The sequence below is a fragment of the Maritalea myrionectae DSM 19524 genome (assembly GCF_000423365.1).
Lineage (GTDB): Bacteria > Pseudomonadota > Alphaproteobacteria > Rhizobiales > Devosiaceae > Maritalea > Maritalea myrionectae.
The window spans coordinates 49,946-69,929 of the sequence record NZ_AUHV01000002.1 but is presented as its reverse complement, the minus strand read 5'-3'; the positions used below and the strand labels follow the sequence as shown (position 1 = coordinate 69,929).

Here is a 19,984-nt window from a genome sequence, read left to right as displayed (position 1 = left end):
GTGACATTTCTTAACCTCAATCAACTAGGCTTAACTCTACTTCAACATACAGATATGCGAAAAAAAAGTGGAAGATTTCGACCTGTTTGCAGATGATATTGACGCGGTTAACACCATCGTCAAAACGCAGGAATCGCTGTTCGATACCGAGCAGCGATTGGGCGCCATGCTTGACGCTATGCCCATTGGGCTTCTGTTTCACACTCAGCAGGGTATTCTTTATGCGAATGACCAAGCCTGCCAATTGCTGCATGCAAAAAAGTCTGAATTGTTTGGGCGCCATTTTCTAGATTTCATTCGGGAAAATGAGTTTTTGGAGGTCAATGAACTGCTGCAAAGTGCATTCGCAGCGGGCCAGAAAGCCGTCGAAATTGAAAGTGTAATCTCCTGCAAAGACCGATCAGATAGATTGATCAAAATCACGACCAGTCGGCTGCCTTGGGACGGGACGCCGGTGATCCAGATTTTGTTTCAAGACATCACCGCACAAAAGCGGGCTGAGCAATCCTTGCGCAAGCTCTCCATAACGGATGAACTCACAGGTGCCTACAATCGCCGTCATGTTTTTTATGAAGCAGAAAGCTATCTGCAGCAGGATGTAGTGCCACCAATTACCATCGCCATGCTGGATGTTGATCATTTTAAGTCGGTCAATGATACATATGGGCACGCGCTTGGCGATAAAGTGCTTCAGGAAATCACCCGGATGGCGCATGAATTTGTGCCGACGATCAAAAACTGCAAATCAGCGATGTTTGCGCGTATCGGTGGTGAGGAGTTTTTGTTTTTATTGCCCGGCCCTCAAGCCAGCGAGGAGGTGGCGGTTGCTGATGAATTCAGGCGATCACTCATGCGACTGCGCATTCCAAATGATGATGGTCATTTGGTCAGCATAACGGCAAGTTTTGGAGTAGCTAGCTATCAGAAAACTGACAAGACCATCGATAAATTATTAAGTCGAGCCGACGCTGCGCTTTATCAGGCAAAGGAAAATGGCCGCAATCAGGTTTGCCTGGCTGCGTCCCATTCGCCACAATTGACTGAATAAGTCCCCACTCGGCGAAATCGCCATAACTCGCAGACAATATGTTTGGTCCACCTTCGCGTCCAGGCTCGACTGCCGACTTCGGGCCGAGGGCATCAGGGACAATGACGGGTACTTGATGTCGGCTATTGGGAGGTGTGACTGTAAGTAGTACTAAGGTGTCACACTTCCCTTTGGACCATAACTCGTCGTGTGTTTGTCGAGATGCCAAAAGCAGACTAAGAGCGTGGAAGTTTGATGCGGCATAAGTCCCAGCTTCGGCGGAACTGTTGCAGTTGCTCAGTGAAGTCTACAAGCGCAACTTGGCCGGCATTACCTACGCATCTCGCTTCTTGACCAGAAGAATATGCTCGCAAAACAGCACCGTTTCGCCGCGTTGATTGAGCACGGAGCAGGCTTCCGTGATCTGGCCAAATGCCGCTCGTTTCGGATCGTCAATAGCTTTGCTGATTTCAATCTCCGTATGAATGGTGTCGCCGATAAAGACAGGCTTGGGGAAACGCAAGCGTTCATAGCCGTATGTCATTGCGTGGGGATTGATGGTGGTGGCTGTTAAACCAATCCCGATTGTAAAAGTCATGGTCCCGTGGGCAATCCGCTGTTTGAACGGTTGGGTTTTGCAAAATTCTTCATCCATGTGGTGGGGAAAATAATCCCCACTATGCCCTGCATGCACAACAAAATCTGTTTCAGTGATCGTGCGCGCCAAAGTGGTTCTTCTCTCCCCCAGGCTGAATTCTTCAAAGAATCTAGGCTCTTGGTTCATATCTTTTCTCCATGTTTTGTATATAAAACTATATTTGACATATGAAAAAATCAAGATTAAAGTGCTTTCAAGTTGGAGGAGAGGGTTCGATGACGATTCAAATTGGCACTCATGTGCGACCGCCAAAAGATATGCCTGAGGCGCACGGCGAGGTGCCGGTCTGGAATGCCGAAAATTGGTATTACGAAGATTTTGAAATTGGAGATCGCTTACGCAGCCTGCGCCGTACCATTTCAGAAGGGGAGGCGATGCAATTCAACACAATGGTGATGGATTTGCACCCCTATGTGGCTGACGCGCACTTTGCTGAGAAAGAAGGGGTTTTCGGCCGACGTCTTGTGGCGGGCGCCCAAGTCTTTGCTTATGGTCTTGGACTAGCGGCCACCAATTGCCTCAATTCCTTTTCCTATGGATATGACCGACTGCGCTTTATCAAGCCGGTATTCATTGGTGATACGATTTACACAATCCGCGAAAATCTTTCCAAAGAACCCAAATATGACGATATGGGCCTTGTGCGGGTGAGCTACTCCGTTTTCAAGGGTGAGGGTGAACAGGTGCTCTATTGCGAGCATCTGATGACCGTCAAGTATAAGCAGGCAAGCGCTGAGCAAAGTCAGGTGGGTCGCAAGGCTGGGGAGGGTGATAGTGAGTGAATTGATCACCCTGCGCGGCATGACTTGGGACCACATACGCGGCTTCGACCCGATGGTGGTGACCTCGGAAGTGTTTTGTGACCGTCACGACCGAAACGTCCGCATCGTTTGGGAAAAGCGATCACTACAAGCTTTCGCTGATCGGCCCATTGAAGAAATGGCGGAATATGATCTGATGGTGATCGATCACCCGCATGTGGGCGATATCGCTGACACGGGGATTTTGACCCATTTTGACGGGCAGGGTTTTGATCCCGAGTTGACCACGCTCGAATCGCAGTCAGCAGGGCTCTCGCATCCCTCCTATGCATTTAATGGCCATCAATGGGCGCTAGCAATAGATGCAGCCACCCCTGTTTCCGCTGTGCGACCCGATCTCCTGCCAATAGTGCCGGAGCATTGGGATGAGGTGGTTGAACTCGCAGAGGCCGGCAAAGTGATCTGGCCGCTAATTCCCATCAACGCTTTGATGAGCCTATTCAATGTGTTGGCCAATATTGATGAAGATTTTGGTCAGGACGAACAGGGAATGGATGTTGATGTGGGCGAATGGGCCATCGCGCAAATGATGCGCGTTGCGCGGCATTTGCCGCGTGAAAGCTTTGATATGGATCCGATTGCCGCCTATGAATGGCTGTCTTGCCGTTCGGCGCAAAGCTATTGCCCATATCTCTATGGCTACACCAATTATGCCCGCACAGGTTTTCGACCGCATCTGGTTACGGCCGCAAATATTCCGGCCTTTGGTTCAAATGGCCCGAAAGGGTCGCCGATTGGCGGAACGGGCATTGCGGTCTCCTCCCGTTCACGACACCAACAAATTGCACTCGAATATGCATTTTGGATTGCATCGGCAGACTGCCAAAAAGGTTTGTTTTTTGATGCAGGTGGACAGCCTGGTAACCGGGTTGCGTGGACTGACGCCCGGTGCAACAGCCAATCGGCAGACTTTTTTAACAACACGCTGGAAACGCTGGAGCGGTCATACCTACGACCGCGTCACAAGGGGTATATGTGGTTTCAGGACCGCGCCGGCGAGTTTGTGCGCAATGCGCTGATGGAAGAAATCAGCGTTGGCGAAGCCATTCGGAAAATCAATGAACACTATAAGCGGAGCTTGCCTCAATGAACGGCGTGGCACACATAAATTCAGATATGCTGGAAGGCCTCTTGGTGGTGGATTTTTCCCAGTTTCTGGCCGGGCCGCTGGCGGGCTTGAAGTTGGCTGATTTTGGCGCGCGCGTCATAAAGATTGAGCGCCCCGAAGTGGGGGATCTTTGCCGCTATCTCTATCTATCTGAAATTGACGTTGCGGGCACCAACACACTGTTTCACGCTATTAACCGCAACAAGGAAAGCTATGCTGCGAATTTGAAAGATTCAGCAGATTTGAACAAGGTTAAGCAGCTTTGTGCCAAGGCGGATGTGGTGATCCAGAATTTCCGCCCCCATGTGATGAAAAAGCTTGGTCTGGATTATGAAAGCCTCAAGGCTATCAATCCCGGGCTCGTATACGCTTCTATTTCCGGCTATGGTGAAACAGGAGATTGGAAGGATTTGCCCGGCCAGGATTTGTTGGCTCAGGCCAAATCCGGATTAATGTGGCTATCTGGCGATGCCGATCAGGCTCCCACGGCCATGGGGTTGGCTGTGGCTGATCAACTGGCCGGCAATATGGCCGTGCAAGGCATCTTGGCGGCCCTTGTCCGGCGCGGATTATCGGGCCGTGGTGCCCATATTCAAACCAGCCTGCTCGAAGCGCTAATTGATTTCCAGTTTGAAGTGCTCACCACTCATCTGAATGATGCTGACAAAAGTCTGCCTAAACGCAGCGCAGTGAACAACGCCCATGCTTATCTCGCGGCACCCTATGGGGTTTATGCCACCCAAGATAGCTATGTGGCCATTGCCATGACCCCCGTCGACCAGCTTGGCGCACTGATCGGGGCGCCCGATCTTGCCGCGATGCACGACAAGGACAAATGGTTTGAGCAACGAGACGAGATTAAGCAACTTCTAGCTGACCATCTCAAAACCAGAGATACGGCACATTGGATGAAGTTATTCGTGGATGCGGATATCTGGGCATCCGAGGTGTTGAATTGGCCAGAAATGTTCCAATCAAGCAGCTTTCAAGAATTAGATTTGATCCAGACTTTGGATCTTGGCGAAGGCAAAACCATCAAAGCGATGCGTTCGCCCATTCGTGTTGACGGCGAGGTGCTCAAGAGCACCAAGCCCGCACCGACCATTGGAGAACAAAATGCTCAAATCGAGCAGGAGTTCTCTTTAACGGCTTAAACAGCTTTTCACGCAAGGGAGGAATTGATGAAACTGTTAGGAAAAATAACAACAACGCTTATGGCAGGTGCAACTGCACTGTCCATGGCAGGGGGCATGGCCCATGCCGGTGAGTTTGATGGCTATACGCTGCGCGTCAAACTGATCGGGGGTGCTCAATATGAGCCACTTTATACCCGCATCCCCGAATGGGAGGAAATGACCGGTGCTAAGGTCGAAATCCTGTCCCGTAAAAACCATTTTGAGCTGGACCGTGAGATTAAACAAGACATTGCGTCGGGCTCAATCAATTGGTGTGTGGGGTCAAACCACACCAGCTTCGCGCCTCAATATGGCAGCCTCTATGTCGACTTGAATGTCATTATGGATGATGAAGCGATCAACGCCATCTCAGAAAATGTGATTAATGCAAGCACTGTTGATGGTCGGTTGGTGCAACTGGCCCGCCACTCAGACGTGTCCAACCTTTATTACATCAAGTCTTTGTACGAGGATGAGAAGAATAAGGCCGACTTTAAGGCTGAATATGGCTATGATCTAATGCCGCCCGAAACATGGGCTCAGGTCAAGGACCAGGCCATTTTCTTCGCGGATCCGCCAAACTTTTATGGCACCCAATATGTGGGTAAGGACGAAGGCATTTCTGGCCGGTTCTATGAAATGCTGATCGCTGAAGGCGGCACATTCTTTGACGCGGACGGCAAAGCGGCCTTTAACTCACCAGAAGGCGTGCGCGCGCTGCAATGGTTTGTTGATCTGTACGAAGCAAAAGCAGTGCCTGCCGGTGTGCCCAACTATCTTTGGGACGATACGGGCCTTGGCTTTGCGTCTGGCAACGTGGCCCTCAACCTCGATTGGGGCGGCTGGGCAAGCTATTTCAACAGCGATGACAGCAAAATCCAGGGTGATGTTGGTCTGATCAGGGCGCCAAAAGGCTCCAGCGGCAAACGCACTGGTTGGTCAGGCTCTCACTCCTTCTCCATCACTGAAGCGTGTGACAACAAGCAGGCTGCCGCTTCGTTTGTGTCATTCTTGACCAACTTTGACAGCCAAATGATAGAAGCGCGTACGGGCCTATTGCCCACACGCCCCGATGCCATCGAAGCTATCATTGAAGAATCCAAGCAAGCCGGTGATGATTGGCTGGTACATGTTTTTGAAACATTCGGTGCCTCTATGGCAGAGGATGCATTTGCTGTGCCATCAACACATCTCTGGATTCCTATCTCCAATGAGCTGTTCCCTGAACTGCAAGCTGCCATTGTTGGCGAAAAAAACGCCCAGCAAGCGTTGGATGACGCTGCAGCAGCAGCTAACCAGCTGATTGAGGACGAAGGCTAAGGCTTAGCCTTACCCCAACACAAACAAAGCAGCGGGACTATTGTCCCGCTGCTTGCTAAAATTGGGCAGAATTGTTGGAGATGAAATGTCAGTTTTGACAAATATCAAGAGAAAGATGTTCTCGGAACAGGCAACACCTTATGTGTTGTTGTTGCCAGCCATTATCATGATTTTGATTGTGGTACTGTTCCCGCTACTCTTTTCTCTTTACACCAGTTTTACCCCTTACAAACTGACAAGGCCGGACACTTTGTGGAAGTTTGTGGGGCTTCGCAACTATGAGCGCATTTTTACAGACTGGGATTTCTGGGTGGCCTTTGGCCGTACCGTCCTGTTCCTTGCCATCGTTATAAATCTTGAGTTTCTGTTTGGCCTGGGCATTGCCTTGCTGATCAACAGGATCACTTGGGGTCAGCGTACGCTGCGCACCATCATGATGTTTCCCATGATGTTTTCGCCGATCTTGGTAGGGTTCCAGTTCAAATTTATCTTCAACGACAATATCGGGCTCATGAACAATGCCTTGCAATCGTTAGGCATTACGGATCAAGCCATCCCTTGGTTGGTTGATGGCACATTGGCCATGGGTGCGATTGCCTTTGCCGAGATATGGATGAGCACAAGCATCTTCGCCATTTTGCTGCTGGCCGGGCTATTTGCCATGCCCAAAGACCCGCTGGAGGCGGCGCAAGTGGATGGCTGCAATGCTTGGCAAACTTTCCGACACATCACGTTGCCCTATCTGATGCCGTTTGCCTATATCGCCATGACCATTCGGTCGCTGGATGTGGCGCGCGCCTATGATGTGGTCGACACCATGACCGGGGGCGGGCCTGCAGGCCGCACCGAGTTGCTTTGGACCTTGATTGCCCGCACTGGCTATGACAGCGCGAGCATGGGTAAAGCAAACGCCATGGCCTATGTTTCCATCCTGCTCTCGATTGCGTTCACTTATTTCTTCTACACCAAACTCGTCGCAGCCCGGCGCTATATGGGAGGCGCACAATAATGAGCTCGCAAACCAAAACAACATTGAACTGGATCGGCACATTTATTGTGATGTTGATCATCACCATGCCTGGAATTTGGGTTATTCTATCCGGTTTCCGGCCCTTGCAGGAAATTTTGGCGAAACCAGCGATCTGGATTCCACAGCGGCTGACCCTAGATAATTTCCGCGCAATCTTTGGCATTGGTGAAACGCAGATCGCGATCCCGGTCGTGGCCTATTTCCGTAACTCAATCATCATTGCCACCACCAGCACCTTGGTTGCCATTGTGGTGGGGATTTCTGGCGGCTATGCCTTTGCCCGTTATCGCTTTCGGTTCAAAAACACTCTGTTTCTGGGGTTGATGTTGTCGCGCACCGTGCCCGGCATCGCCTTGAGCTTGCCTCTATTCATTCTATGGGCACGTCTGGGCTGGATCGACACACAGTTTGGTTTGATCCTTGTCTATGTGGCGCTGAATGTGCCTTTCACCATCTGGTTGATTGACGGCTTTTTCCGTCAAATCCCGAAAGAACTGGCCGAAGCGGCTGAGGTGGATGGTTGCACAAGGTGGCAGGCTTTTTGGAGAATTGAGTTTCCGCTGGCCAAATCCGGCATTGCCTCCGCAGGTATTTTCGCCTTCCTCACCAGTTGGAACGAATATGCTCTGGCCAGCAACCTGACCCGGTCCACAAACAGCAAAACACTGCCGGTGGGGCTGACCGATTTCATCGCGCAGTTCACCACCGATTGGGCCGGCATGTGCGCCATGGCCTTTATCATCATTGTTCCAGCTCTCGTGCTGACATTTATCGTTCAAAAACACCTCATTGCCGGCCTCACATTCGGCGGCGTAAAGGGATAAAAATGACTGAAGTTTCACTCCAGCAAGTTGTAAAACGCTATGGGCAGCTTGAAGTTGTTCATGCCATTGACCTTGAAATTAGGCACTCTGAATTTGTCGTGCTGGTCGGACCATCCGGGTGCGGTAAATCCACAACCCTGCGAATGATTGCCGGGCTTGAAGAAATCTCCGATGGCACCATCAAAATCGGCGACAAGGTGGTGAACAAATTGCCGCCGCGGGACCGCAACATCTCAATGGTGTTCCAAAATTATGCGCTCTATCCGCATATGAGTGTGCGCGAGAATCTGGGATTTGGACTGAAAATTGCCAAACATCCGGAAAGCGAAATTAACAAGCGGGTTGAAGAGGCAGCGGAAATCTTGGGCCTGGGCATGTTGATGGATCGGCTGCCGGCCGAATTGTCAGGTGGCCAGCGTCAACGGGTGGCCATGGGACGTGCTATTGTGCGCAACCCGGATGTCTTCTTGTTTGACGAACCCTTGTCCAATCTGGATGCCAAACTGCGCGTACAAATGCGCACGGAGATCAAAAAGCTACACAAGCGGGTCAACAACACGATTGTTTATGTGACCCACGATCAGGTTGAAGCCATGACGCTTGCCGATCGGATCGTGATCATGCGCGATGGCCATATCGAGCAGGTGGGCAGCCCGCTTAAGGTGTTCGATCACCCCAACAACACTTTCGTGGCCTCATTCATCGGCAGCCCTCCTATGAACCAGCTGTCTGGCAAGGTGATCGAGAAAGAGGGCGTGCCGCATATAGATCTTGAAGGTAATTTGACTATTCCGGTGCCGAACCGGGCAAGGAACCATGTCCAGGTCGGACAACAGGTCATTGTTGGCGTGCGGCCCGATGATCTGACCCCCGAGGGACACGGCATGTCAGATGTGGGCGAAATTGTCAGTTTTGATCTCAGCGTAAGCATTTCCGAACCGTTGGGCACGGAGTCCATCCTGTTCTCAACCATTGGCAACAATGAAGTACAGGGCAAAATGCTGAACCCGCGTCCGATCGAGGGCGAGGAACGACTGACCTTCAACCTCTCGCTGGATCGTACTCACCTGTTTGATGCCGAGACCGGCCAAAATGTGCTTGGACATTCCGATGGCTCAAATTGAACATGTCAAACTGCTGATGGTTGATCTTGCGCCGAAGGTGAAGCGCACGGATGCCATTCAAAGCTTTGAAAGCCAGGAAACACCCATGGTGTTTATCACCGATAGTGATGGTGCGACTGGCATCGGCTACAGCTATACGATCGGCACAGGCGGACCGGCAATCATGTCGTTGTTGGAAAAAACGCTGGCACCACGACTATTGGGGCGCGACCCGACGGAAATTGAAAAAATCTGGCGCGATTTGCTTTTCGCGACCCACGCCACGAGCGTGGGGGCCATAACCTCACTGGCGCTCGCCGCCATTGACACCGCGCTGTGGGACTTAAAATGCAAAAAGGCCAGCCTGCCACTCTATAAAATGGCAGGTGGGGCCAAAGATCGTATGCCTCTTTACTCTACGGAAGGGGGCTGGTTGCATTTAAGCCCCGAAGAGTTGGTGGCTGATGCATTGGCGCGCAAAGCCGAAGGCTTCAAAGGTGCCAAAATCAAAATCGGCCACGAACTGGCGGCCCATGATGAGGCGCGTCTGCAAGCGGTGCGCGAAGCGGTGGGTGATGAATTTGAAATCATGACGGACGCCAACCAAGCCTTTTCACTATCCGAGGCGCGGCGTCGTACCAGCTTATTGGAAAAATACAATATCGCCTGGTTTGAGGAACCGTTGCATGCGGATGACGTTGGCAGTCATGAGGTGCTGGCACGGTCCACCAATGTGCCGATTGCCGTAGGCGAAAGCATGTATTCCGCTTCGCAATTCAATGAATATTTGCGCCGCGATGCCGCCTCCATTGTGCAGGTGGATGTGGCACGGATTGGGGGCATTACCCCCTGGCTCAAAGTCGCGCATATGGCTGAAGCATTTAACGTTTGGGTTTGCCCACACTTTTTGATGGAGCTGCATGTTTCCTTGTGCTGTGCCGTGCCCAACTCCCGCTGGCTGGAGTATATCCCCCAGCTTGATCGGATCACCACATCAGGCATGGCAATGAAAGATGGCTTCGGCATGCCTGCGCAAACACCCGGACTGGGCATAGACTGGGATTTTGGCGCCATTGACAAAATGGCGGTCGAAGGTAGCCGCAGCGAGCTGGATAAAGCGGGGTAGGGCATATGGCTAATTCTCAGGACCAACTGCTTGAATCTCTACGCAGCTGCTACACTGGCGTCGTGCACGACATTATGCGCAAAATGGGGTTGCGCAACTTCACCTTGCCGCACGAAATCACCCCGTTATTGCCTGATCAGGTGCTTTGCGGGCCAGTGTTCACGATTGAGGGGCGCGTCGACGAAACTGCCGATGGTCATCAGACGCTGCTTGAATGGACAGGATTGCTGTCCAGAGCCAAGTCGGGCCATATTTGGGTATCACAGCCCCATGACCACACGATCGCCCATATGGGAGAATTGTCCTCTGAAACATTGATGGATAGGGGCGTGCTTGGCTGCGTTGTCGATGGGGGCATCCGCGACACTCATTTTCTCAAAAAACAAGGTTTTCAGGCCTGGCGACGTTTCCACACACCTCGCGATGTTGTGGGGCGCTGGCTGCCAACGGGCTTTGATGTGGACATCATCATCGGCGAAGTGCTGATCCAGCCGGGCGATTTTTTGCTCGGCGATTTGGATGGGCTGGTGCGCCTGCCCAAAGCCAATGTGGCTGACATTGTCGCCCAATCCATTGAAGCGATGGGAACCGAAAATAAAGTACGCACCGCCATTTTGGCCGGAACTGATCCGCAGGAAGCCTATTTGAAATATGGGAAATTTTAGAGATGCGGATAACCGGTTTAGACATAAATTGTTGTCGACTGGATAGTTCGCTCCTAGCGGCCGGGGCCCTCAACGGTCATGCCGTGTCGCGGCCCATCGAATTTCTTGTCCTGTCTTTGCAAACAGATGTTGGCATTGACGTTGCCTCTTTTGGCTTTGCTGGCGCCTCTGCGATAGGATCAGGCCATCTTGCAAAAGCCGCGTTTGAACCATTATTACTGGGGCAAAATCCACTTGATCGCGAAAAGATCTGGCAACAATTTAGAGTTGCAGACAGATGGTGGAACCATTTGCCAATCTATAGCTACGGACCAATTGATATATGTCTTTGGTTGATCGGCGCCGAAGCGGCAGGACAACCTTTGTATAAGTATATTGGGGCGCACACTGACGAAGTGCCGACCTATTGCAGCTCGTTGGTTTTGCCCTCAATCGAGGCATATTGTGACGAGGCGCGCGCCGTAAAGCAGCAAGGTTTTAAGGCCTACAAAATACATCCGCCGGGCAGGGATATCAGTGAAGATATTGAAATTCATCGTGCGGTTCGCAAAGAAGTGGGGCCAGATTTTACGCTTATGTCTGATCCGGTCGCACCCTACAGCTTCGATGAAGCGTTGCGGTTGGGCCGTGAACTGGAAAAGCTCGGCTATCTTTGGCTAGAGGAGCCCCTAGCTGATGAAAATGCGGCGGCTCTGCGCAAGTTGACCGCTGCCTTGGATATACCAATTGTTGGTACTGAGGTGCTGGCAAAACACCCCTACAGTTTGGCTGAATATCTGTCGACCAATGTGGTCGATTCCATACGTGCTGATGTGTCCTGGTCGGGCGGCGTGACGGGCGTATTAAAATCCGCGCATCTGGCCGAAAGTTTCGGTGCAAATTGTGAGTTGCATTCAACGATATTTCACCCGTTGGAATTGGTGAACCTGCATCTTTGCGCAGCAATTTCCAACAACAGCTATTTTGAACTGCTGACACCAACCACGAAATTTGACTTTGGATTGGCGACGCCCATTGAAATCAATCAGGGCATGGCCAAGCTTCCGGAAAAACCGGGTCTGGGCCTCGAACTTGATTGGTCGTTCATCGACAATTGCACGATTGCAAAGGTGTAACTTATGAATAAAAAAGACAAAACAGCTTCACCAATGCAAACAGACAGCCGCCTAATTCTATTGGACCCTAAGGATAATGTATTGGGCGTGGCGCGGCCCATTCGTGCGGGCGAAAAATTGATTATCGAGGGTGAAGCAGTGGTGCTGGACCAGCACGCGGGCATGGGCTTTAAGATTGCCCGCCATGATATTGCGAACGGCACGCCTATATTAAAATATGCCGCCAAGATCGGCGTGGCGAGCATGGATATCGCCAAGGGTCAATTGGTGCATGTCCACAATCTGCGCAGCACCTACATGGCCAACACTGTGACCACCAGTCATGACTATAAAAAGGATAGTTCATTGCCCTAAACGGCGGGACTGTTCGAGATTGTGAAAGGGAAAGCATATGATACCGTTGATCGATACGCATCAGCACCTGATGTATAAGGACCGCTTCACCTATGAATGGGCCGGTGGGGTGCCACAACTCGCAGAAGCAGACTTTCCGCTCACCGCCTATCAATCTGCGATCGACAAGGGGCAAATTGCGGGCAGCATCTTTATGGAGACCGCGGTCGACAAGCCGCACTACAAGGATGAAACCAAATTTGTATCATCATTGTGCGAAGATCCAGACAATAACATTCTTGGGTTGATCGCTGCGGCCTTTCCCGAAGATGAAGATACATTTGACGAATGGCTGGAAGAATCCTCTGAAAATCCGCATCTTGTCGGCTATCGCCGAGTGCTGCACGTGGTGGATAATGCGGTTTCTCAAGGTGAAGTGTTCCGTCAGAATGTGCGCAAAATTGGTGATAAAGGAAAGACATTTGATTTGTGCTTTCTCGAAAGTCAGCTCGATGTTGCGTTTGATCTGGCGCAGGCGTGCGACAATACCCAATTGATCCTCAACCATTGTGGTGTGCCGGATGTTGCATCGGGTGACCGAAAGAACTGGTATGAGAAAATGGCACGTTTGGCGCAGCTGGAGCATGTCGCCGTCAAGATCTCCGGTGTTACCGCCTATTGTGGCCCGGACCAGAATGTGAAAAGCGCTGTTTTGCCATATATCGAAGAGAGCATCAGTCTTTTTGGCTGGGACCGCTGTGTTTGGGGCAGCGACTGGCCGGTGGTCAATATGGGCGATGGTTTGCCAAGCTGGCTAAAAATCACACGGGAGATTTTTGAGAGCGAAGATGCAGCCAATCAGCAAAAGCTGTTTCAGGATAATGCGAAACGCATTTACCGACTTTGAGCAAAAATATGCCGCACCGAAAGGGGTGATTTAGGTGTAAAAGCACCTGTTCAGATTGTCTTGCCCAACATTCTGCCTTAACTTGCCGTCACATGCTTTTGGGAGTGCATTTGTGAGCGATTTGGAAAAATATAACGCGCCAGCATTGGATAAAGGGCTCGACATCATTGAAACGCTTGCTGAGGCCGGCGAAAGTCTCACACAGGGCGAGATCGCCAAGCGGCTTAATCGCTCTGTAAGTGAGATATTTCGTATGTTGGTGGTGTTGCGGCGCCGGGGTCTGATCGCACTGGACGAAACCAGCGACCGTTATTATCTGACCACCCGCCTGTTTGAGCTTGCGCACCGCATTCCGATTGTAAAACGCCTGACGGTGGCAGCTGCCCCTGTGATGCAGCGCTTGGCGGTGCAATCAAATCAATCAAACCATTTGGCCGTGCGGTCTGCCGACAGCATCGTGATCGTGGGGCAGGTGGATAATCCAGGCAATAATGTTTTGAGCGTGCGCATGGGCGCGCGCATTGAGATTTGGCGCACATCGTCAGGGCGGGTGATCTTGGCCCACTCTGATCCTGAACAACGCGAAAAGGCGATCGCCGCCATACCCCATCCCGACGAAGTTCCCGCTAAACAGCTGCGTACCGAATTGGACCAGATTGCGACCCAAGGCTATGAGCAATTGCACAGCCTTGTGGTGAAAGGCATTGAGAACATCAGTGCCCCAATTTTGGGCTTTGACGGGTTTGCCGCCGCTGCGCTGACCATTCCCTATATGGAACGGTTACAAGGTGGCGTGCCGATCGAAGATTGCCTCGACATGTTGCTCGATGCTGCCGAAAGCATATCTGTGCAACTGGGGGGACCAGCACGCGGCCCTGATCTGGGACGAACCTAGATTTTCGGCAAGGGGTGGGCTGGCACCTCATTGGCTTCAAAACAGGCCTCTACGAGCGCCATGGTTTCAAGGCAGTTTTCCACATTGGTTTCCAGTGCTTCATCTTCACCTATATGAAAACGCTGCACATTGCGGAAGATGCCGGAAAACGCGTCCAGAAACCATGAGCCTTCAAGCGGAACTTCTTGCCATTCCTGCTCATGCGTGGCGAGCCAAAGTTCATCAGGCTCACCTTCTGGATAATTCAGATTGACGCCAATCTGGGTCACAATCGCGCCCTTGTCGCCTTCAAACCGGAATGAACATTCCTGAAATTTGCGGCCATAATCATGATTGTGATTGAGGGACAACGTGCAGCGCAGCCTGTCGCCATAATCAAGAATAGCTGACGTACGTGTTTGCGCCATTTTAGCGGACCGCGGGTCACCGATTGTGCGGGCAAAAACACCTTTGGGTACGCCGACCAAAGAACGGATCAGATCTAGATAATGGATGGAGTGCACCGCAATTTCGATCCGTTCAAGCTCCTCCAAAAACGGCCACAATTCCCATGGTGTTTTTACATTCAGATGCATTTCGATCTCAAGCAGCTCGCCCAGAACACCCTTACTAAGGGCGTCCCGTACGGCCAGCATTTGCGGGCTGAAGCGCAATTGAAAATTGATTCCGGCCTTCAGATTGCGGTCACGACAGATCTGCAAGATCTCTTTGGCTTGTTCAAAGTTTGCCCCCATTGGCTTTTGTATCAGCACCGTGGCGCCTTCGGGGATTTGGCGCAAAGTCTGCGCAATGGCTGTAGGGGGCAAGGCAAGGTCGTAGATCACATCCGTGCCGTGGACAACGGCGTCAGCTAGAGTGGCAAACACGCGCTGGATGCCCCACTGCGTCGCCACTTCCTGAGCGCGCGCCTGATTTATGTCAAAAATGCCTGCAACTTCAATTTGTTCTGATTTGTAGGTCGGCAAATGTGCATCCACCACAATGCCGCCTGCGCCGATCACAACCGTCGGTGTGGTACGCGATGGTTTTGGCCAACTTTGCATTAAATCCATAAATTCCTCCTCCCGCCCAATGGCCGTAGCACAGAATGGACAAACTCAAAAATATGATGTTTCATTAATAAAAATAGATTTGACATATAAAATAGTCAAGTTTAGTTTATGGGAAACTGAGCAATGGAGCGGGCAATGCAACGCATGGGAATGGTAATTGGGGTGCGGCCTGAATTTATCACGCGCTATAAAGAGCTGCACGCCGAGGTGTGGCCAGAGATTTTGCAAAGCATCAGCGACTGCAACATCAAAAACTACTCTATCTTCTTGCGGGAGCCGGAAAACCTATTGTTTGGCTATTGGGAATATGTCGGCACGGATTTTGAGGCGGATATGCAGAGAATGGCTGACATGCCCATCACCAAAAAATGGTGGGAATTGTGCATGCCGTGCCAAAAGCCGCTCGACAGCAAGAAAGAAGAGGAATGGTGGGCGCCCATGGAACAGGTCTTTTTTCATGCCTGATGTTTCCTTGCGAACAACGCGTTAGACGAAAGTACCTTTATGAGCGCAAAGAGCAGCAACACAGATGCGCGGCTGATTTTATTGGATTCTGCAGACAATGTATTGGGCGTGGCACGCCCCGTCCGCGCTGGTGAAACGCTGCAAGTGGAAGGGGAAAAGGTGACGCTTGATCAACATGCTGGCACCGGGTTTAAAATTGCGCGTCGTGCTATCGCCAAAGGCGAAGAAATTTACAAATATGGTGCTGTCGTGGGCGTAGCGAATGCAAACATCGCCAAGGGAAAGTTGGTGCACGTACACAATATGACCAGCGGGTATATGCCGAATACAAAGCCCGCTAGCAACAACAAACAGGAGACATCATGAAGGGCTATTTGCGCGCCGATGGCCGTAAGGGCATCCGTAATATCGTCACCGTAGTTTACCTAGTCGAATGCGCCCACCATGTGGCGCGGCAAGTGGCCCAACGCTTTGCCCCGCAAGAGGTGCAGGTGATCGGTTTTCCCGGGTGTTACCCGAATGAATATGCCCAATCTATGATGGAACGGCTTTGCACCCACCCCAATGTGGGGGCGGTGTTGCTGGTTTCGCTCGGCTGCGAAGGCTTCAATAAGTTGAAGCTGAAAGATGTAGTTGCCGAATCCGGTCGCCCGGTTGAAGTGTTGACCATACAAGGCGAGGGCGGCACGGGCAAAACCATGCAAAAAGGGATCGAGTGGGTCGAGCAGCAATTGCAAAGCCTGAAAGATGCGCCGACGGTTGAAATGGACTGGTCTGAATTGATTGTCGGCACGATTTGCGGCGGTTCTGACGGCACCAGCGGCCTCACAGCCAACCCAGCAATCGGGCGGGCATTCGACCAGTTCGTGGAAATAGGCGCGGCCTGTATTTTTGAAGAGACTGGCGAATTAATCGGCTGCGAGCCCCATATGGCGAAACGCGCTGCAACGCCAGAATTGGCCAAAGAGCTGGTGCAAAGCATTGAAAAAGCAGCGCGCTATTATGAAGTGCTTGGCTATCCAAGTTTCGCCCCCGGCAATGCCGACGGCGGGCTGTCCACCATTGAAGAAAAGTCTATGGGTGCTTACGCCAAATCCGGCGCGTCCACCATTTCTGGCTTGATCAAGCCCGGCGATATTCCACCGTCTGGCGGCCTATATTTGCTGGACGTGGTGCCAGATGGCGAAGTGCGCTTTGGCTTCCCCAACATCGTCGACAATGCCGAAATTGTTGAGCTGATCGCATGTGGCTCGCACGTCATTTTGTTCGCCACCGGGCGTGGTTCGGTTGTGGGCTCCGCCATTTCACCTGTGGTGAAAGTGTGCGCCAACCCGCTTACTTATAAGCGCATGGCTGACGATATGGACGTAAATGCGGGCAAGATTTTGGACAATGAGGCCAGCCTCGATGAAGTGGGCCAAGAGATCGTAGATCTTGTGGCGCAGGTGGGCGAGGGCGAAATGACCCGTTCCGAGGCGCTGGGCCATACTGAATTTATCCTCACCTATAAGAGTTTTGAACCGATTGGACCGGCCTGTTTGCCGGCCGCATAGGAGTTAAAATGCAACGCGTAAAAGACAAGTTTTGCTTGGTCACCGCAGCAGCCCACGGCATTGGCCGCGCCAGTGTAAAACGTCTGGTGGAAGAAGATGCCACTGTTTTGGCGACCGATATTGACGAGGAGGGCTTGGCCTCTTTGGCGGAAGAAACTGGCTGCGCCATAAAGGTGCTCAACGTGATGGACAAGGATGCAATCAAGGCGATTGCAGATGAGTATCCAGACATTGATGTGCTGTTCAACTGTGCTGGCTTTGTGGCCAATGGCACTATTTTGGAGTGTGACGACAAGGATTGGGAATTCTCATTCAACCTCAATGTTACCGCCATGTATCAGATGATCAAAGCGATTTTGCCCAACATGATCAAAAAGGGCGGCGGGTCGATCATCAATATGTCCTCAGTAGCCTCAAGTGTGACCGGTGCACCAAACCGTTTTGCTTACGGTGCATCGAAAGCGGCGGTGATTGGCTTGACCAAATCTGTCGCGGCTGACTTTGTAAAAGACAGGATTCGCTGCAATGCAATCTGCCCGGGCACCGTGCACTCGCCTTCGCTTGAGCAGCGCCTGGCTGCGCAGGGGGACTACGAAACTGCAAAGGCACAATTTATCGCACGTCAACCCATGGGACGCATTGGCGAGCCGGACGAAATTGCTGCACTTGTGGCCTATTTGGCCAGCGATGACAGTGCATATACTACAGGCCAAATTCACATCATTGATGGCGGCTGGACGATCTAAGAGGAATAACAAAATGAAGCTTTTGCGCATTGGCGAACCGGGTCAGGAAAAACCTGCAATCTTGGGGCCGAACGGTGAATTTTATGATGTGTCGGCCCATATTGATGATATGGCGGGCGAAGCACTTTCTGATGAAAAGCTGAATGAGCTTTCTCAATTGGACTTGGCGGATTTGCCGCAATTAGACCCGAACCAGCGCATAGGCGCGTGCGTGGGCAATGTGGGCAAATTCATCTGCATCGGCCTCAACTATGCTGACCATGCTGCAGAATCTGGCATGGACGTGCCGTCCGAACCTGTGATGTTTTTTAAAGCCACGTCGGCCATTAGCGGCCCGAATGATGAGGTAGAAATTCCCCACAAATCAGAAAAAACTGATTGGGAAGTTGAGCTGGGCGTCGTGATCGGCAAACGTGCCAAATATGTGGATGAGGCCGACGCAATGAATTATGTGGCAGGCTATTGCGTGGTCAATGATCTGTCTGAGCGCGAGTTTCAGATTGAACGCCAAGGGCAATGGGTAAAAGGCAAATCTGCTGATACATTTGGCCCGATTGGCCCTTATCTTGTGACCCGCGATGAGGTTTCAGACCCGCAAAATCTGGATATGTATCTGGATGTGAATGGCGAGCGTCGACAAACCGGCAACACCAAAACAATGGTCTATGGTGTGGCCGTACTGGTGTCCTACGTGTCGCAATTTATGAGCCTACAGCCGGGCGATATTATTTCCACAGGCACACCCCCAGGCGTTGGCATGGGCATGTCGCCACAAACCTATCTGAAGACCGGCGACAAAATGGAGCTGGGCATTGAAGGGCTGGGTGTTCAAAAGCAAACCTGTGTGCCAGCCAAGAGCTGATTCACAGGTGTAGCAGGAACCCGCTTGCGTCAATTATTACGCTGGGTGAGGGGCCGAGTGCCCCGTTCATCCTCGCAACTACCTCATTTTGAAGAACGACATTCAGAGCATTTTGCCATAATCACCAGAGACAGTGGTGACGAGTTTAATGTTCCAGCCCTCTATTGGGGGACTTAACAACGGATGGAGTATGGGCAATACCGGTATATGTGCAAGATTCGCATTACTTCGGTATTAGCCCCTCCAGCACGTGGCTAAATCAGTGGTAGCATTCTCGCTTTTGCCCAACAGGTAAATTCTGGATGTCCGCTTCAGGCGGGAAGCGTCTAAAGCCCAGTACCAAAGAATTTCCGAGTTCGGCACTTGGCTAGATTTCGGTATCGATTGAACCATCAAAATTTGCTTCTAGAATTCACTTAAACATCTGTTGAACGCTTTTTGATGTTTCCCTCAATGCTTTCTCGATTTCGCGCCTGTGCTTCACAAACCTGTTTGATGGAACGGGCATAGAAATCGCATGGAGGTCGCCTGACCAATCGCGAAATGAAAAACCAGCCGCGCTGATTCCCGGTGTGTGTTCGTCAATGTCGAATGCGATTCCGCTCTCGGCGATTGCATCCAGCATTGAATTGAACTGGTCCGCATCGCCAGAAATTCCGTTTCGTTCCCACTCATGTCCAGCCAAGTCCATCGCTTTATCCCGTTCCATCTTGGCTAAACACGACTTCCCATTGGCCGTCGTCGTCAATGGGAAAACCTCACCAACCTTCGAGACAGTTATCAGTCGGTGTGTGCCAGGAACTTGGTCCAAGAACGTCATTCCCACACCACGAAAAGCAGAGAGATCGGTTGTCTCACCGGTCTTTTGTGTGAGTTCCGTCAAAAGCAAACGACAATGCTCGACAACATCATAATGCGCAGCTCCAGCGAGCGCGGTGATGCCCGGGCCGATCTTTAGCCCACGTCCTTGCGCGTCATTTATGAGCAAGCCTTCGCTTAAAAGCGCGCTCGTAATACGTTGAACAGTCGACCTTGGCAAAGACACTTGATCTGCGATTTTCCCAAGACTTAGCCCATCATTTGAATTCCCAATTACCCGCATAATCTTGGCTGCACGGGAGATCACCTGGATGCCGCCTTTGCTTGAAACTTCCGGTTCCTCAATCATTTAATTGCTCATTCCATTGTTCAACATTACC

Annotated in this window: 22 protein-coding genes; 19 read left to right on the top strand and 3 right to left on the bottom strand. The window is 51.5% G+C overall.

The window, feature by feature from the left end:
- The first annotated feature begins 67 nt into the window (after positions 1-67).
- A complete protein-coding gene (locus G549_RS21045; protein ID WP_027833356.1) occupies positions 68-1,048 on the top strand; it encodes a sensor domain-containing diguanylate cyclase in 981 nt (326 codons plus the stop codon).
- A 313-nt stretch (positions 1,049-1,361) separates the two neighbouring features.
- On the opposite strand, the gene G549_RS0100335 is transcribed toward G549_RS21045, so the two are convergent.
- The gene (locus G549_RS0100335; protein WP_027833355.1) at positions 1,362-1,811 is read right to left on the bottom strand and encodes a MaoC family dehydratase; all 450 of its coding nucleotides are present in this window, start codon (positions 1,809-1,811) and stop codon (positions 1,362-1,364) included.
- Between the two features lie 89 nt (positions 1,812-1,900).
- On the opposite strand from G549_RS0100335, the gene G549_RS18315 reads away from it, so the two are divergent.
- The 13 genes from G549_RS18315 to G549_RS0100270 all read left to right on the top strand — a co-directional run bounded on the left by G549_RS18315 (position 1,901) and on the right by G549_RS0100270 (position 14,107).
- Complete coding sequence (locus G549_RS18315) at positions 1,901-2,467, top strand: MaoC family dehydratase (protein WP_051213036.1); 567 nt, start codon at positions 1,901-1,903, stop codon at positions 2,465-2,467.
- A complete protein-coding gene (locus G549_RS0100325; RefSeq protein ID WP_027833354.1) occupies positions 2,460-3,596 on the top strand; it encodes a type 2 periplasmic-binding domain-containing protein in 1,137 nt (378 codons plus the stop codon). The genes G549_RS18315 and G549_RS0100325 overlap by 8 nt, the downstream gene beginning before the upstream one ends.
- Positions 3,593-4,768 (top strand): CaiB/BaiF CoA transferase family protein, encoded by a 1,176-nt coding sequence (locus G549_RS0100320; RefSeq protein ID WP_027833353.1) that lies wholly within the window; start codon positions 3,593-3,595, stop codon positions 4,766-4,768. Before G549_RS0100325 ends, G549_RS0100320 begins: the two co-directional genes overlap by 4 nt.
- Positions 4,769-4,795: 27 nt before the next feature.
- Complete coding sequence (locus G549_RS0100315; protein WP_051213033.1) at positions 4,796-6,109, top strand: extracellular solute-binding protein; 1,314 nt, start codon at positions 4,796-4,798, stop codon at positions 6,107-6,109.
- A gap of 115 nt (positions 6,110-6,224) precedes the next feature.
- A complete protein-coding gene (locus tag G549_RS0100310) occupies positions 6,225-7,118 on the top strand; it encodes a carbohydrate ABC transporter permease (protein ID WP_027833351.1) in 894 nt (297 codons plus the stop codon).
- The gene (locus tag G549_RS0100305) at positions 7,118-7,963 is read left to right on the top strand and encodes a carbohydrate ABC transporter permease (protein ID WP_027833350.1); all 846 of its coding nucleotides are present in this window, start codon (positions 7,118-7,120) and stop codon (positions 7,961-7,963) included. Before G549_RS0100310 ends, G549_RS0100305 begins: the two co-directional genes overlap by 1 nt.
- A 2-nt stretch (positions 7,964-7,965) precedes the next feature.
- On the top strand, positions 7,966-9,087 hold the full coding sequence (locus tag G549_RS0100300) for an ABC transporter ATP-binding protein (protein ID WP_027833349.1): 1,122 nt from the start codon (positions 7,966-7,968) through the stop codon (positions 9,085-9,087).
- Positions 9,074-10,192, top strand: a complete 1,119-nt coding sequence (locus G549_RS0100295; RefSeq protein ID WP_027833348.1) for a mandelate racemase/muconate lactonizing enzyme family protein — start codon at positions 9,074-9,076, stop codon at positions 10,190-10,192. The genes G549_RS0100300 and G549_RS0100295 overlap by 14 nt, the downstream gene beginning before the upstream one ends.
- 5 nt (positions 10,193-10,197) lie before the next feature.
- A complete protein-coding gene (locus G549_RS0100290) occupies positions 10,198-10,857 on the top strand; it encodes an RraA family protein (protein ID WP_027833347.1) in 660 nt (219 codons plus the stop codon).
- Positions 10,858-11,219: 362 nt separating this feature from the next.
- Entirely contained in the window at positions 11,220-11,972 is a 753-nt protein-coding gene (locus tag G549_RS0100285; RefSeq protein WP_246778321.1) for an enolase C-terminal domain-like protein, read from the top strand.
- 3 nt (positions 11,973-11,975) lie between these two features.
- Positions 11,976-12,326, top strand: a complete 351-nt coding sequence (locus G549_RS0100280) for a UxaA family hydrolase (protein ID WP_051213031.1) — start codon at positions 11,976-11,978, stop codon at positions 12,324-12,326.
- A 37-nt stretch (positions 12,327-12,363) separates the two neighbouring features.
- The gene (locus G549_RS0100275; RefSeq protein WP_036220669.1) at positions 12,364-13,212 is read left to right on the top strand and encodes an amidohydrolase family protein; all 849 of its coding nucleotides are present in this window, start codon (positions 12,364-12,366) and stop codon (positions 13,210-13,212) included.
- 112 nt (positions 13,213-13,324) lie between these two features.
- Entirely contained in the window at positions 13,325-14,107 is a 783-nt protein-coding gene (locus G549_RS0100270) for an IclR family transcriptional regulator (protein ID WP_027833343.1), read from the top strand.
- Here G549_RS0100270 and G549_RS0100265 read toward each other — a convergent pair.
- A complete protein-coding gene (locus G549_RS0100265) occupies positions 14,104-15,159 on the bottom strand; it encodes a Gfo/Idh/MocA family protein (RefSeq protein ID WP_027833342.1) in 1,056 nt (351 codons plus the stop codon). The two genes, G549_RS0100270 and G549_RS0100265, sit on opposite strands and share 4 nt — an antisense overlap.
- A 135-nt stretch (positions 15,160-15,294) precedes the next feature.
- On the opposite strand from G549_RS0100265, the gene G549_RS0100260 reads away from it, so the two are divergent.
- From G549_RS0100260 to G549_RS0100240, 5 genes are read left to right on the top strand one after another with little or no spacing between them, the layout of a single operon-like run.
- Entirely contained in the window at positions 15,295-15,624 is a 330-nt protein-coding gene (locus G549_RS0100260; RefSeq protein WP_027833341.1) for an L-rhamnose mutarotase, read from the top strand.
- A gap of 39 nt (positions 15,625-15,663) precedes the next feature.
- Positions 15,664-15,990 (top strand): UxaA family hydrolase, encoded by a 327-nt coding sequence (locus tag G549_RS0100255; RefSeq protein ID WP_027833340.1) that lies wholly within the window; start codon positions 15,664-15,666, stop codon positions 15,988-15,990.
- The gene (locus G549_RS0100250) at positions 15,987-17,177 is read left to right on the top strand and encodes a UxaA family hydrolase (protein WP_027833339.1); all 1,191 of its coding nucleotides are present in this window, start codon (positions 15,987-15,989) and stop codon (positions 17,175-17,177) included. Before G549_RS0100255 ends, G549_RS0100250 begins: the two co-directional genes overlap by 4 nt.
- Before the next feature lie 8 nt (positions 17,178-17,185).
- Positions 17,186-17,923 (top strand): SDR family oxidoreductase, encoded by a 738-nt coding sequence (locus tag G549_RS0100245; protein WP_027833338.1) that lies wholly within the window; start codon positions 17,186-17,188, stop codon positions 17,921-17,923.
- Between the two features lie 13 nt (positions 17,924-17,936).
- Positions 17,937-18,785: a fumarylacetoacetate hydrolase family protein gene (locus G549_RS0100240; RefSeq protein ID WP_027833337.1), complete on the top strand. Its 849-nt coding sequence runs from the start codon at positions 17,937-17,939 to the stop codon at positions 18,783-18,785.
- Between the two features lie 412 nt (positions 18,786-19,197).
- Here G549_RS0100240 and G549_RS18310 read toward each other — a convergent pair whose 3' ends face one another.
- Positions 19,198-19,953 (bottom strand): IclR family transcriptional regulator, encoded by a 756-nt coding sequence (locus G549_RS18310; protein ID WP_051213028.1) that lies wholly within the window; start codon positions 19,951-19,953, stop codon positions 19,198-19,200.
- Between the last annotated feature and the right edge of the window lie 31 nt (positions 19,954-19,984).

Bases quoted from the DNA above. Each gene is read 5' to 3' on its own strand.
- G549_RS0100335 (WP_027833355.1), bottom strand. From the start codon at position 1,811: ATGAACCAAGAGCCTAGATTCTTTGAAGAATTCAGCCTGGGGGAGAGA.
- G549_RS18315 (WP_051213036.1), top strand. From the start codon at position 1,901: ATGACGATTCAAATTGGCACTCATGTGCGACCGCCAAAAGATATGCCT.
- G549_RS0100320 (WP_027833353.1), top strand. From the start codon at position 3,593: ATGAACGGCGTGGCACACATAAATTCAGATATGCTGGAAGGCCTCTTG.
- G549_RS0100315 (WP_051213033.1), top strand. From the start codon at position 4,796: ATGAAACTGTTAGGAAAAATAACAACAACGCTTATGGCAGGTGCAACT.
- G549_RS0100310 (WP_027833351.1), top strand. From the start codon at position 6,225: ATGTTCTCGGAACAGGCAACACCTTATGTGTTGTTGTTGCCAGCCATT.
- G549_RS0100305 (WP_027833350.1), top strand. From the start codon at position 7,118: ATGAGCTCGCAAACCAAAACAACATTGAACTGGATCGGCACATTTATT.
- G549_RS0100300 (WP_027833349.1), top strand. From the start codon at position 7,966: ATGACTGAAGTTTCACTCCAGCAAGTTGTAAAACGCTATGGGCAGCTT.
- G549_RS0100295 (WP_027833348.1), top strand. From the start codon at position 9,074: ATGGCTCAAATTGAACATGTCAAACTGCTGATGGTTGATCTTGCGCCG.
- G549_RS0100290 (WP_027833347.1), top strand. From the start codon at position 10,198: ATGGCTAATTCTCAGGACCAACTGCTTGAATCTCTACGCAGCTGCTAC.
- G549_RS0100280 (WP_051213031.1), top strand. From the start codon at position 11,976: ATGAATAAAAAAGACAAAACAGCTTCACCAATGCAAACAGACAGCCGC.
- G549_RS0100275 (WP_036220669.1), top strand. From the start codon at position 12,364: ATGATACCGTTGATCGATACGCATCAGCACCTGATGTATAAGGACCGC.
- G549_RS0100265 (WP_027833342.1), bottom strand. From the start codon at position 15,159: ATGGATTTAATGCAAAGTTGGCCAAAACCATCGCGTACCACACCGACG.
- G549_RS0100260 (WP_027833341.1), top strand. From the start codon at position 15,295: ATGCAACGCATGGGAATGGTAATTGGGGTGCGGCCTGAATTTATCACG.
- G549_RS0100255 (WP_027833340.1), top strand. From the start codon at position 15,664: ATGAGCGCAAAGAGCAGCAACACAGATGCGCGGCTGATTTTATTGGAT.
- G549_RS0100250 (WP_027833339.1), top strand. From the start codon at position 15,987: ATGAAGGGCTATTTGCGCGCCGATGGCCGTAAGGGCATCCGTAATATC.
- G549_RS0100245 (WP_027833338.1), top strand. From the start codon at position 17,186: ATGCAACGCGTAAAAGACAAGTTTTGCTTGGTCACCGCAGCAGCCCAC.
- G549_RS0100240 (WP_027833337.1), top strand. From the start codon at position 17,937: ATGAAGCTTTTGCGCATTGGCGAACCGGGTCAGGAAAAACCTGCAATC.
- G549_RS18310 (WP_051213028.1), bottom strand. From the start codon at position 19,953: ATGATTGAGGAACCGGAAGTTTCAAGCAAAGGCGGCATCCAGGTGATC.